This window comes from Pseudomonas nicosulfuronedens (assembly GCF_005877905.1).
In the GTDB taxonomy this organism is placed as follows: Bacteria; Pseudomonadota; Gammaproteobacteria; order Pseudomonadales; family Pseudomonadaceae; genus Pseudomonas; species Pseudomonas nicosulfuronedens.
Genome location: NZ_SWDV01000040.1, coordinates 37782 through 50037, shown reverse-complemented (window position 1 = coordinate 50037; position 12256 = coordinate 37782). Strand labels below are relative to the sequence as shown.

The 12256-nt window shown below is 64.5% G+C and carries 11 protein-coding genes; 6 read left to right on the top strand and 5 right to left on the bottom strand.

The features are described 5' to 3' along the window. Positions 1–114: 114 nt before the first annotated feature. From FAS41_RS25160 to FAS41_RS25150, 3 genes are read left to right on the top strand one after another with little or no spacing between them, the layout of a single operon-like run. Complete coding sequence (locus FAS41_RS25160) at positions 115–726, top strand: outer membrane beta-barrel protein (RefSeq protein WP_138526073.1); 612 nt, start codon at positions 115–117, stop codon at positions 724–726. Positions 727–781: 55 nt separating this feature from the next. Then, positions 782–1459 (top strand): response regulator, encoded by a 678-nt coding sequence (locus tag FAS41_RS25155; protein WP_138526072.1) that lies wholly within the window; start codon positions 782–784, stop codon positions 1457–1459. Continuing rightward, positions 1456–2799, top strand: coding sequence for an ATP-binding protein (locus FAS41_RS25150; RefSeq protein WP_138526071.1), 1344 nt, complete (start codon positions 1456–1458; stop codon positions 2797–2799). Before FAS41_RS25155 ends, FAS41_RS25150 begins: the two co-directional genes overlap by 4 nt. A gap of 112 nt (positions 2800–2911) precedes the next feature. Here the strand turns inward: FAS41_RS25150 and FAS41_RS25145 are convergent, their stop codons facing one another. Then, positions 2912–3307 carry a hypothetical protein gene (locus FAS41_RS25145; protein WP_138526070.1) on the bottom strand — a complete coding sequence of 132 codons (396 nt, stop codon included), beginning with the start codon at positions 3305–3307 and terminating at the stop codon, positions 2912–2914. A gap of 15 nt (positions 3308–3322) precedes the next feature. Continuing rightward, positions 3323–4321 carry an AraC family transcriptional regulator gene (locus tag FAS41_RS25140; RefSeq protein ID WP_138526069.1) on the bottom strand — a complete coding sequence of 333 codons (999 nt, stop codon included), beginning with the start codon at positions 4319–4321 and terminating at the stop codon, positions 3323–3325. Between the two features lie 364 nt (positions 4322–4685). On the opposite strand from FAS41_RS25140, the gene FAS41_RS25135 reads away from it, so the two are divergent. Continuing rightward, a complete protein-coding gene (locus FAS41_RS25135) occupies positions 4686–5987 on the top strand; it encodes a dicarboxylate/amino acid:cation symporter (RefSeq protein WP_138526068.1) in 1302 nt (433 codons plus the stop codon). 355 nt (positions 5988–6342) lie between these two features. Here the strand turns inward: FAS41_RS25135 and FAS41_RS25130 are convergent, their stop codons facing one another. The 3 genes from FAS41_RS25130 to FAS41_RS25120 all read right to left on the bottom strand — a co-directional run bounded on the left by FAS41_RS25130 (position 6343) and on the right by FAS41_RS25120 (position 9414). Beyond that, positions 6343–7734: an adenylate/guanylate cyclase domain-containing protein gene (locus FAS41_RS25130; protein ID WP_138526067.1), complete on the bottom strand. Its 1392-nt coding sequence runs from the start codon at positions 7732–7734 to the stop codon at positions 6343–6345. Between the two features lie 141 nt (positions 7735–7875). After that, positions 7876–8460 carry an HD domain-containing protein gene (locus FAS41_RS25125; protein WP_138526066.1) on the bottom strand — a complete coding sequence of 195 codons (585 nt, stop codon included), beginning with the start codon at positions 8458–8460 and terminating at the stop codon, positions 7876–7878. A 150-nt stretch (positions 8461–8610) separates the two neighbouring features. Continuing rightward, a complete protein-coding gene (locus FAS41_RS25120) occupies positions 8611–9414 on the bottom strand; it encodes a helix-turn-helix transcriptional regulator (protein ID WP_138526065.1) in 804 nt (267 codons plus the stop codon). 211 nt (positions 9415–9625) lie between these two features. Here FAS41_RS25120 and FAS41_RS25115 point away from each other — a divergent pair, with 211 nt between their 5' ends. Both FAS41_RS25115 and FAS41_RS25110 read left to right on the top strand, forming a co-directional pair. Next, positions 9626–10990, top strand: a complete 1365-nt coding sequence (locus FAS41_RS25115; RefSeq protein ID WP_138526064.1) for an APC family permease — start codon at positions 9626–9628, stop codon at positions 10988–10990. A 28-nt stretch (positions 10991–11018) separates the two neighbouring features. Then, a complete protein-coding gene (locus FAS41_RS25110; RefSeq protein ID WP_138526063.1) occupies positions 11019–12116 on the top strand; it encodes a DmpA family aminopeptidase in 1098 nt (365 codons plus the stop codon). Positions 12117–12256: the final 140 nt, after the last annotated feature.

Sequence of the window (12256 nt, the reverse complement as noted above, 5' to 3'; positions counted from 1 at the left end):
TTCATACAGCGCTGTCGTTCAGCATTGGTTCAGCAGTCCGACAGGTTCGGTTCAGTGCCCTCTCCGTAACCTTCTCCCCGTCAACACATTACTGACCCCTACGGGAGAAACCCCATGAAAGCCATGAAGAAAATCGCCCTCGCCACTGCCATCCTCGGTGCCAGCGTCGCCGCTACCGCAGCTAACGCCGCCGACACCTTCGTCGGTATGACCTGGGGTGAAACCAGCAACAACATCCAGAAATCCGACGCGCTGAACCGCAACCTCGACAATCCGAAGTTCGACAGCGTGATCAACAACAGCGGCACCTGGGGCGTACGCGCCGGCCAGCAGATGGAGCAGGGCCGCTACTACATCACCTATGAAAACGTTTCCGATACCGAGAATGGCCTGAAGCTGCGCCAGCAGAACCTGCTCGGTAGCTACGACGCCTTCCTGCCGCTGGGCGACCAGGGCACCAAGCTGTTCGGTGGCGGCACCGCCGGCCTGGTCAAGCTGGAGCAGGACGCCAAGGGCTACAGTCGCGACAGCGATGTGGGTTACGCCATCGGCGCCCAAGCCGGTATCCTCCAGGAACTCGGCAAGAACGCTTCCGTGGAAGGCGGCTACCGTTACCTGCGTACCAACGCGAGTACCGAGATGAGCCCGCACGGTGGCAGCAAGGTGGGATCCCTTGACCTGCACAGCAGCTCCCAGTTCTACCTGGGCGCCAACTACAAGTTCTGACCGGTAACGCAACCGGGCCTGCGCGGCCCGGCTGCCTGACTCAGGGAGTACGCGCATGAAACTGCTGGTGGTGGAAGACGAGGCGCTGTTGCGCCATCACCTGTATACCCGGCTGGGCGAGCAAGGCCATGTGGTCGATGCCGTGGCCAATGCCGAAGAGGCGCTGTACCGCGCCAGCGAATACCATCACGACCTGGCGATGATCGACCTGGGCCTGCCCGGCATGAGCGGCCTGGACCTGATCCGCGAATTCCGCAGCCAGGGCAAGACCTTCCCCATTCTCATCCTTACCGCTCGCGGCAACTGGCAGGACAAGGTCGAAGGCCTGGCCGCCGGCGCCGACGACTACGTGGTCAAACCGTTCCAGTTCGAAGAACTGGAGGCCCGTCTGAACGCGTTGCTGCGCCGTTCCAGCGGTTTCGCCCAGTCGAGCATCGAGGCCGGCCCACTGGTGCTGGACACCAACCGCAAGCAGGCGCTGGTCAACGGTGAGTCGCTGCAGTTGACCGCCTTCGAGTACCGCATCCTTGAATACCTCATGCGGCATCACCAGCAGGTGGTGGCCAAGGAGCGCCTGATCGAGCAGCTCTACCCGGACGACGACGAGCGTGACCCGAACGTCATCGAGGTGCTGGTCGGCCGCCTGCGTCGCAAGCTGGAGACCGCCGAGGGCTTCAAGCCGATCGATACCGTGCGCGGCCAGGGCTACATCTTTAACGAGCTGTGTAAATGATCCGTTCGCTGCGTCTGCGGCTGATGATCGGCGCGGCGATTCTCGCCGTGCTGTTCATGGCGGCGCTGCTCCCGGCTCTCCAGCGTGCGTTCAGTATCGCCCTGGAGAACGCCATCCAGCAGCGCCTGGCCTCCGATGTGGCGACCCTGGTGTCGGCGGCGCGCATCGACGGCAATGTGCTGAGCATGCCCGACCATCTGCCAGTAGAGGACTTCAATCTCCCGGAGTCCAAGCTGCTGGGCTACATCTACGACCAATCCGGCAAGCTGGTATGGCGCTCCACCTCAGCACAGGACGAGAGCGTGGAGTATTCGCCCAAGTATGATGGGATGATCGATATCTTCACCCGCATCAGCGACCGATCGGGCCAGGAGTTCTTCGTCTACGACGTGGAGATCGATCTGCTGGGCGGCAAGCGCGCGGCCTACAGCATCGTCACCATGCAGCCGGAAAGCGAGTTTCGCCAGTTGGTCAATGGCTTCCGCGAGCAGCTCTATGTCTGGTTGGGGGGCGCCTTGCTCTTGCTCATGGCGATGCTCTGGCTCGGCCTGGGCTGGGGGCTGCGCTCCATGCGCGGGCTGCGCTCGGAGCTGGATCAGATCGAAGCCGGCGACCGCGAGCGGTTGAGCGATGAACACCCCGACGAGATGCTGCGCCTGACCGACTCGGTCAACCGCCTGCTCGAAAGCGAACGTGCCCAGCGCGAGCGCTACCGCAACTCCCTGGGCGATCTCGCCCACAGCCTGAAGACGCCACTGGCGGTGCTCCAGGGTGTCAGCGAAACCCTCGCCAATGAGCCGAAGAACCGCGAGCAGGTGCAGGTACTGCAAACCCAGATCGAGCGCATGAGCCAGCAGATCGGCTACCAGTTGCAGCGCGCGACGATGCGCAAGAGTGGCCTGATCCGCCACCGCGCGGCCCTCGATCCCTTGCTGGACACCATCGGCGGTGCGCTGGACAAGGTCTATCGCGACAAGCGCGTGAAGCTGGAGCGGGATATTCCGCCGGGATTCTCCCTGCCGTTGGAGAAGGGCGCATTGCTGGAAATGCTCGGCAACCTGCTGGAGAACGCCTACCGCCTGTGCCTGACCACTGTGAAGGTCAGTGCGCGCAAGGACGGCCGGATGTTCGAGCTGATCATCGAGGACGACGGCCCCGGCGTGCCGGCCAGCCAGCGCGAGCGCATCCTCAAGCGCGGCGAGCGGCTGGACACCCAGCACCCCGGCCAGGGTATCGGCACGGCGGTGGTGAAGGACATCATCGACAGCTACGACGGTGAGCTGGCGCTGGAGGATTCCGCGCTGGGCGGCGCATGCTTCCGGATTCGCCTGCCTGGTTAGTCCACAGCGCCCGAGATCGAGTGCATGGCGCTCTCCTTCAGATTGTGGCCGTGTCACTCCCCTGCTATGCGCGATCGAGCAGCTAACCCGTTGCCGGGGCATCGACCCGGTACTAGCGTGTCTGCTTAAGCTGGGTATGCAGCAATGCGCCTCGCAGGCCTTGTACCTGAAGCCATGCAATGACCAGCTGGACTAACCACCATGGAGTCCACGCTGAGGTGTTGGCTGTAAACACCACTGCAAACAGGGCATGGAGCACCAGGATCGCGGCGCATGTCCGGCTTTTTCGCAGCAAACCATACGCGAGCAAGGCCAACCCGATCGCGATGCCTGTGCGGCCGAATCTCATTTCTGGCCCGGTACTAAGGAAGGCAATTGCGTAGGCCATTTTCGCCACGCTTCCAACGGCTCCGGCAAAGCCTTGCAATATCAAGCGGTTTGCCTGCCGGAGCTGTACGGCTTTTTCGTCGACGTCGCCCAGCGGCGTGGTGACAGGGGGAGTGTTCATGGCATTACCTGCTCATTATGAGTGCTGCGAACGATAAGCCCCCGGTGTCAGCCCCGTCCATTTCTTGAACGCCCGGTGGAACGCCGAAGGCTCGGAGAAACCGAGTTGGTCGGCGATGTCCTGGATCGAGTGTTCGTCGCGGCCCAGGTAGTAGATCGCCAGGTCGCGGCGCAGCTGGTCCTTGAGTTCCTGGAAGTTCGGGCCCTCCTCGCGCAGGTGTCGGCGCAAGGTCTGTGGGCTCATGTGCAGCTGCGCGGCGACCTGCTCCAGGTCGGGCCAGCTGCGACAGTCGCGGCCGAGCAGGCGGCGGATCTGGCTGGTCAGGCTGTCGCCGCCGTCGGGGCGGGCGAGCAGGTCGGCGGGCGAGTCCTTGAGGAAGTGCTTGAGCGTGCGCTCGTCCTGCAGCAGCGGCATGTCCAGGTAGCGTGCCTGTAATAGCAGGCTGGTGCTGCCGGCGGAAAAGCGGCGAGGGCAGGGGAACAGCAGGTCGTACTCGGCCTGGTGCTCGGGCGCCGGGTAGCTGAACGTGGCTTCCTCCAGGCGGATGCGCTGGCCGATCAGCCAACTGGCCAGGCGGTGCCAGATCAGCAGCAGGCTTTCGGCAAGGAAGTGGTCCGGGTCGCGCAGGTGGGTTTCGTCCAGGGTCAGACGGGCACGGTCGCCGTCGCGCACCAGTTCGATCCGTGGGGCCTCGGGAAACAGCCCGTAGAACAGCGAGCCTCGCCCCAGTGCCTTCTCCAGCGTGCGGCAGTGGATGATCGCGTTGCACATCATGGCGAAGGTGCCGCGCTTGCTCGGCTGGCTGCCGAAGCCCATGTACTCGTCATCCAGCGCTTCCCACAGACGTTGCATCAGGCTGGTGAACTGCGAGGGATCGATACGGGCGCGGGGTTCTTCGAGTACGGCCGGGGCGATGCCGGCGTCGCGCAGCAGCGTCTGGACGTTCAGGCCCTTGCGCTGCGCACCGATAATGGCGGCGCGGACGAAATGGCTGGCAATGGTGCGTTCACGCATGAGCGGTCCTTGTTGTTCTGGCCACACATCCAGGAGCCGTGCGGCAAACCCGATCGAACCTGATCGGGGTTCTACAATCTACGGTACGAAGGCCGTGGCGGATACCCGCCAGAGGGCGGGAAACCCGCCAGCTCGAAGGCGGGAATCCGCCATTTTCGAGGCCTTCCGTGCCGTGGCTTTTTACGGAAACTATTGAATTTGAAGGGATTACACATTTTTTAAAGGTCTGGCACAGCACTTGCCATATGCGATCAAGGCCTGCCGTCTGGCATGCCCTGAAAACAAATTCTCCCATTGCAGGGAGATAACGCGTTCGGTCTTGCGCACCCGTCACGGGAGCGCGGGCCCAGAGGACAGAGCTGCCATGACCAAGCAACCCTTCTACAAAAGCCTGTACGTGCAGGTACTGATTGCCATCGCCATCGGTATCGCGCTCGGCCACTTCTACCCCGACACCGCCAAACTGATGAAGCCGCTGGGCGATGGTTTCGTCAAACTGATCAAGATGGCCATCGCGCCGATCATCTTCTGCACCGTGGTCACCGGTATCGCCGGCATGCAGAGCATGAAAGCGGTGGGCAAGACGGGCGGCATGGCGCTGCTGTACTTCGAAATCGTTTCCACCGTCGCGCTGATCATCGGCCTGGTCGTGGTCAACGTCGTCCAGCCGGGTGCCGGCATGCACGCCGACGTCGCCACGCTGACCGCCGAAATGAACAAGAACGCGGCGCTCACCGGCTTCATCGCTTCGGGCGAGAAGCAGAGCACCATCGACTTCTTCATGAACGTCATCCCGAGCACCGTGGTCGGCGCCTTCGCCAACGGTGACATCCTGCAGGTGCTGTTCTTCTCCGTGCTGTTCGGCTACGCGCTGCACCGCCTGGGCGACTACGGCAAGCCGGTGTTCGAGTTCATCGATCGCATCACCCACGTGATGTTCAACATCATCAACGTGATCATGAAGGTCGCGCCCATCGGCGCCTTCGGTGCCATGGCCTTCACCATCGGCGCCTACGGCCTCGGCTCGCTGGTGCAACTGGGCCAGCTGATGCTGTGCTTCTACATCACCTGCCTGCTGTTCGTGCTGATCGTGCTGGGCGGCATTGCCCGCGCCCACGGCTTCAGCATCCTGCGCTTCATTTCCTACATCCGCGAAGAACTGCTGATCGTGCTGGGTACCTCGTCCTCCGAGTCGGCCCTGCCGCGCATGATCGCCAAGATGGAGAAACTGGGCGCCGACAAGAGCGTCGTCGGCCTGGTAATCCCGACCGGCTACTCGTTCAACCTGGACGGCACCTCGATCTACCTGACCATGGCCGCCGTGTTCATCGCCCAGGCCACCGACACCCCGATGGATATCACCCACCAGCTGACCCTGCTGGTCGTGCTGCTGATCGCCTCCAAGGGCGCCGCAGGCGTCACCGGTTCGGGCTTCATCGTGCTGGCCGCCACCCTGTCCGCCGTCGGCCACCTGCCGGTTGCCGGTCTGGCGCTGATCCTGGGTATCGATCGCTTCATGTCCGAAGCCCGCGCCCTGACCAACCTGGTTGGCAACGGTGTAGCCACCATCGTGGTTGCCAAGTGGTGCAAGCAGCTGGACGAGAAGACCCTGTCCGCAGAACTGGCCGCTGGCCCGGGCAACTCCGCTGAGCTGCAGCCTTCCTGACGCGTTATCCAACGAGCAATTCGGCCCGGTGAACGTGAAGCGCCGGAGCCTTTCCAGCCCGCTCAATTGAGCGGGCTTTTTTATGCGCGGGTGGTTGGCGCGGCGGCGTGTCTTTTGTAGGAGCGAGCTTGCTCGCGAATCGTTTCCCGGCAGCTCCGGAGTTGGGTGGGTTCGCGAGCAAGCTCGCTCCTACAGTTGTGCCTTGGCTGCGTGCAGAGGGGGCTGGGTTTGGCAGAGGAACCGCCGGCGCGCACAGGAGTGGACTCTGTCCGCGATTGGCCGGGCGTCAGCGAGGAAGGTGTGCATCAACGAGAAAAGCGCACGCAGCGGCGTGCGCTGACGAAGCGGAAACGGATCAGAGAATGATCTTGTCCTTGAGCTTCTCCGCCGCCTGCTGCAGCGCCTGGATGACCCGTTCCTTGTCGTAGTTCTGTACGTTGTTGGTGTCCAGGTACATGGAGAAGCCCGGCACCTCGTGCTCGACGAAGCTGGGGTTGGAGCCCAGGTCGCGGCGGAAGTCGACCACCTGGTAGATCTGCACCGGTTTGCTGAAGCCCTTCACGGCGATCTGACCCTTGTCACGGCACATCAGCACGTCCTTCACCAGCGAATAGGTCTCGTGGCTGATGAGGATCTCGCCGGCCTCGGCGGCGCTTTCCAGGCGGCTGGCGAGGTTCACTTCGCGGCCGATGATGGTGTAGTCCATGCGCGTATCGGCGCCGAAGTTGCCCACGGTGCAGTAGCCGGTGTTCAGGCCCATGCGCACTTCCAGCGGCTTGGTGATGCCCTGGGCGCGCCACTGCTGGCGCATGACCTTCATGTGCTTGCGCATGGCCACGGCCATCGATACGGCGGCCACGGCGTCCTTTTTCGCGCCCTGGGTGGCCGGGTCGCCGAAGAACACCATCACGCAGTCACCGACGAACTTGTCGATGGTGCCGCCGTATTTCAGGGCGATCTTCGACATCTCGTTGAGGTAGTTGTTGAGCATGTCGGTGAGGGCTTCGGCCTCGAGTTCCTCGGACAGCTCGGTGAAGCCCTTGATGTCGGAGAAGAACACCGTGAGCTTCTTGCGCTGGGTCTCCAGACGCACCGTGCGCTTGCCGCTGAAGATCGATTCCCACACCTGCGGCGACAGGTACTTGGCCAGGTTGCTGGCCAGGCGCGCGGCCTTTTCCTGTTCCAGGGTGATGTCCGAGCGGGCCTGGGCCAGGCGTAGACCCTGCTGGTGCACGAAGAAGGCGGTGATGCAGATGTACAGCGTGGAGAACAGCACGCTGACCAGTGCGACGATGCTCGGCGTCTGGCCCTTGTAGGCCGGTGAGATCAGCGCGGCGCTGAGTACGGCGGCGCTCAGCGCCACCAGCAGCGCCAGGCCCAGCGAACGCAGGCCGCCGATGATCAGTGCGGAGAAGGCGAGGATCAGCACCAGCATCAGGCTGGGCACCTCGGAGAAGCCCAGCAGGGTGGTGGCAATGCCAGCATGCAGGGCGTCGATGAACAGCAGCACCAGGCGGGTACGTTGTGGGTTGTCGCGCTTGAAGCGGCGGCTGACCTGCTGGGCGAGGTGCGGGTAGAGCAGGGCGTACGGAATCATCCAGAGGATGTCGTAGCCGAAGTACTTGGCGAAGGTGCCGGCGGTAATGGTCGCGGCGATGGCGATATACGCCAGCACGCGGGAATGGTACTCGCGCAGAGGGGCGGGGGTGAGCGGGCTGCTGGCACGCTCGAGAACATTAGGCTTCATGCGCAAGAAACTTCCCTGGTGCGCGTAGGCTCGTGGCCGATTGCGCGTCTGATTTTGGGAGGAATCTTATTCCATGCGCAGCCCCCGGGCCAGCGGCGGTTCGCCACTCTTCGTCGCGGACCGCCGGTCACCACGGGACCCTCAGGCCATCGTGCCGTCGGGCTTCTGGTAGATCGAGCGGCGGGGCTGGGCGAAGACCCGGCGCAGCATGGGTTCGAAGAACTCCAGGGGCAGCACTTCGCCGTCCGGATCGAAGGCGGCGGCGTCGTAGCGGGCGCAGAATTCGATGGTCTGCTCGAACTGCGGGTGGTCCTTGAACTGCTCGCGCAGGTGTCGGTCCAGGCCCAGGTGATGGAAGAAGTAGTAGCCCTGGAAGATCGCGTGCTTCTCGATCATCCACAGGTTCTCCTCGCTGACGAACGGCTTGAGGATGGCCGCGGCGATATCGGCATGGTTGAACGAGCCGAGGGTGTCGCCGATGTCATGGAGCAGGGCGCAGACCACGTATTCCTCGTCGCGGCCGTCGCGGTGGGCCAGGGTGGCGGTCTGCAGCGAGTGGGCCAGGCGGTCCACCGGGAAGCCACCGAAGTCGCCGTCGAGCAGGCGCAGGTGGGTCATGATCCTGTCGGGCAGAAGCGCGGCGTACTGGCCGAAGTCCTTGGCGATGATCGCCCAGTCCTCGGCGCTGCCGTCTTCCATGTGGGTGAAGTTGGCGCGTGCGTTCATCAGGCTGTGCTCTCTTGTGATTGTCGTGGCTTGTCTGGATGGCACGGGTCCAGTCTAGAAGCCTGACGGGCACGCGGTAGTGTCCGTGCAGCGCCAGTGGGGTGTCCCGGTGGGCGCGAATGGTGCGGCATCAGTCGCACCGATGGGGCATCAGGGGTTTTCCGGGTCGTGCCCCAGCGACTGCAGGAACAGCGAGAACAGCTCCGGCTGCGAAGAGATGTCGAGTTTGTTGTACAGGTGGCGGCGGTGGACCTTGATGGTCTCCGGCGAAATGGCCAGGCGCTCGGCCATGGCCTTGGAGGAATAGCCCCGCAGGATCAACCGGGCAATCTCCAGCTCGCGCTCCGAGAGGACGCCGGCACCGAAGTGGCTCAGGGCGTCACGCACCTGCACCGCCACACCGTCGCTGGTGCCCGGCAGCAGGCGCTGGCTGCGTTGCTGCCAATGCTGCTGTATCAGCGCCAGCACCCAGGGGCAGAGCATCGCCAGCAGGCCGGTCTGCTCGCCATCGAACAAGCGGCGCATACCCAGCGACAGCGACAGAGCGCCCTGGCCGGGCAGCTGGAGGATGAACTGCACCTCGTCCTCCAGCACGTTGTCGTGGAAGTAGCTGAGGAAGTACTCGCTCTGGCGGAACTGGTCCGGGGCAATTTCCTCCAGGCGGTACAGCCCGCTGGGCACGCCCTCACGGCACGCCTGGTAGAACGGGTCGAGCTGGTACAGACCGTCGAGGTAGATGGCCATGGCGGCCGGGCCGGCGGTGGGCTCGGCGTCGTATTCCTCCAGCGCCACCGGGGTTCCGCCGGCCGGGTAGAGCATCGCCAGGGCGTTGTCGAACGGCAGCCACTGGTGCAGCAGCAGGACCAGTTGCTTCCAGAAGCGTGGCTGGCCGATCTGCTCGATGGCGCGGCCGAGGTTGGCGTGCATGCCGACTTCGCGGAACAGGGTGTGCATCGGTGGGGTATCTCCGGAAGGGCATGGCGAGGATTCGGCTCACGGTTTCCTCCTTTTACCGGGGCATCGTCAAGAGGGCGTAACCCCAAATGGTGATTGGCCAGCACCCCCGCCATGCCCAGACTGCACCCCATGCAGCGCCCCGGACAGAGGGTGCGACAAGGTCTTCGTTCCTGCCTCAACCACCAATAAAAACTCGAGGAAAAACGATATGAGCGCTTCTTCTGCGCCAGCGAGCGGGCTCAAGCCCAGCCTGGGCGTGCTCGACGTGGTCGCCATTACCGTCTCGGCGGTCACCCCCGCCAGCTCCGTTTTCGTCATCGCTCCCTTCGCCATCCAGCAGGCCGGCAGCGGCGCCTTCCTGGCCTTCGTGTTCGCCGGCTTCCTGGCGCTGATGTTCGCCTGGTGCTACGCCGAACTCGGCCGCGCCCATAACTCCGCCGGCGGCGAGTACGTCTACGCCAAGCGCGTGTTTGGCGGTCTCGCCGGCTACGCCACCTTCCTCACCGTACTGGTCTCGCTGCTGTTCATCCCGCCGGTACTGGCGACGGGCGCGGCGACTTACCTCAACAACGCCCTGGGGACAAACTTCGACACCCAGACCGTCGCCCTGGTGATAGTCGCCGCCAGCTACGTGCTGGGCATCCTCAACATCCGGGTGAACGCCTGGATCACCGGTGTGTTCCTGCTCTGCGAAGTGGCGGCGCTGCTGGTGATCGTGGTGCTCGGTTTCGGCCACGTCAGCCAGCCGGTGACTGTGCTGGTGCAGCCGCAGCATATCGACGGCGGAATACTGGCCGCTGCGCCCTGGGCGCTGGTGATCGGCGCCGTGGGTACCGCCCTGTTCTCCTACAACGGCTTCGGCGGCGCAGTGCTGCTGGCCGAGGACATGAAGTGCGGCGGGCGCAACGTGCACCGCGCGGTGATCTGGTCGCTGGTGCTGGTGGTGGCGATCGAGATCATCCCGCTGACCGCCTTGCTGCTGGGCGCGCCTTCGCTGAAAGACATGATTGCCAGCCCCGATCCGGTCGGCTACCTGCTCACTGCCCATGGCAATGAAACGCTGTCGCGGCTGGTCAGCGCCGGCATCTTCCTCTCGGTGTTCAACGCTATCGTCGCCATCGTCATCCAGGTCGGCCGGGTGATTTTCAGCAGTGGCCGCGACGAGCTGTGGACACCGCTGATGAACCGGGCCTTCACCCGTATCCACCCGCGCTGGGAGTCGCCGTGGATCGCCACGCTATTCCTCGGCGTGCCCTCGGCGGCGCTGAGCTTCAGCTCGAACCTGGAGGAGCTGACGTCCTTCACCGTGCTGCTGCTGGTGATGGTCTACCTGGTGGTGGCGCTCTGCGCGCTGTTCAGCCGCGTGCTGCGCCGCGACCGCGAGCATCCGTACCGCATGCCGCTGTGGCCGTTGCCAGCGATGCTGGCGGTGGTCGGCGCCGGTTACCTGTTGCTCAACCTGCTACTGGATGCCTCCTCGCGGGACGTCATGATCATTGTCGGAATACTGGCCGTGTCGGTGATTCTCTACAGCACTTACGGCAAGCTCAGCCCGGCCTTCCAGAAGCTCTGAAACCCTTCGCGAACACCAAGGAGAGAGCATGCGCGCTCGTCAACTCGGCATCACCCTCGGCCTGGGCACGCCCGGTGAGTTCAACGCCATCACCGATGTCCCCGGCATCCGCGTCGGCCACAGCACCCTGATCGGCGAGCGCGATGGCCGCGCCGTACGCACCGGGGTCACGGTGGTCCAGCCGCGCGAAGGGGCGGCGCGCCAGCAACCCTGTTTCGCGGGTTGCCATGTACTCAACGGCAACGGCGATGCCACGGGGCTGGAGTGGATCCGCGAGGCGGGCCTGCTGACCACACCCATCGCCATCACCAACACCCACAGCGTGGGCGCGGTGCGCGATGCGTTGATCGCTGCCGAGCATGCCGAACTGGCGGACCCGTCGGTGTACTGGTGCATGCCGGTGGTGATGGAGACCTACGACGGGCTGCTCAACGACATCTGGGGCCAGCACGTCGGCGCCGAGCAGGTGCGTGAGGCGCTGGCCGCCGCTGAGTCCGGCCCGGTGCGGGAAGGCCCGGTGGGTGGCGGCACGGGGATGATCTGCCACGAGTTCAAGGGCGGCATCGGCACTTCCTCGCGCAAGCTGCCGGCAGAGCAGGGCGGCTGGACCGTGGGCGCGCTGGTGCAGGCCAACCACGGCCAGCGCCGCGAGCTGCGGGTGGATGGTTACCCGGTGGGTCGCCAGCTGGGCGATCTGCCGTCGCCCTTCGCCGAGCAGGGCACGCCGGGCATGGGCTCCATCGTGGTGATCCTGTCCACCGACGCGCCGCTGCTGCCGCACCAGTGTCAGCGCCTGGCGCAGCGTGCCTCGCTGGGGATCGCGCGCACGGGAGGCGGGACCGACGACTCCAGCGGCGACATCTTCCTCGCCTTCGCCACCGGTAACCGCGACCTGCCGCCGGCGGACTACGGACGCAAGAACCTGCCTTTCGCCACGGCCCTGGAGATGGTCAACAACGACCATATCTCGCCGCTGTTCGCAGCCGCCGCCGAGGCGGTGGAAGAAGCTATCGTCAACGTGCTGCTGGCCGGCCAGGACATGCGCACCGATGACGGCGTGCTGGTGCCGGCCCTGACCGGGGAGCGCCTGTTGGCGGCGTTGCGCGAGGTCGGTTGGAAGGGATGACGTGGCGCGTTCGCAGGATGGTGTGGAGCGAAGCGATAGCCATCGATTGGCCCGGTGCCGATGCAGCGTGGGTATCGCTGTGCTCCACCCATCCCACGAGCCTCGCGAATGGATTCCCCGGCGATTCCGTTGCTGGGCGG

Bases quoted from the DNA above. Each gene is read 5' to 3' on its own strand.
- FAS41_RS25150 (WP_138526071.1), top strand. From the start codon at position 1,456: ATGATCCGTTCGCTGCGTCTGCGGCTGATGATCGGCGCGGCGATTCTC.
- FAS41_RS25155 (WP_138526072.1), top strand. From the start codon at position 782: ATGAAACTGCTGGTGGTGGAAGACGAGGCGCTGTTGCGCCATCACCTG.
- FAS41_RS25115 (WP_138526064.1), top strand. From the start codon at position 9,626: ATGAGCGCTTCTTCTGCGCCAGCGAGCGGGCTCAAGCCCAGCCTGGGC.
- FAS41_RS25145 (WP_138526070.1), bottom strand. From the start codon at position 3,307: ATGAACACTCCCCCTGTCACCACGCCGCTGGGCGACGTCGACGAAAAA.
- FAS41_RS25130 (WP_138526067.1), bottom strand. From the start codon at position 7,734: ATGAAGCCTAATGTTCTCGAGCGTGCCAGCAGCCCGCTCACCCCCGCC.
- FAS41_RS25110 (WP_138526063.1), top strand. From the start codon at position 11,019: ATGCGCGCTCGTCAACTCGGCATCACCCTCGGCCTGGGCACGCCCGGT.
- FAS41_RS25140 (WP_138526069.1), bottom strand. From the start codon at position 4,321: ATGCGTGAACGCACCATTGCCAGCCATTTCGTCCGCGCCGCCATTATC.
- FAS41_RS25120 (WP_138526065.1), bottom strand. From the start codon at position 9,414: ATGCACACCCTGTTCCGCGAAGTCGGCATGCACGCCAACCTCGGCCGC.
- FAS41_RS25125 (WP_138526066.1), bottom strand. From the start codon at position 8,460: ATGAACGCACGCGCCAACTTCACCCACATGGAAGACGGCAGCGCCGAG.
- FAS41_RS25135 (WP_138526068.1), top strand. From the start codon at position 4,686: ATGACCAAGCAACCCTTCTACAAAAGCCTGTACGTGCAGGTACTGATT.
- FAS41_RS25160 (WP_138526073.1), top strand. From the start codon at position 115: ATGAAAGCCATGAAGAAAATCGCCCTCGCCACTGCCATCCTCGGTGCC.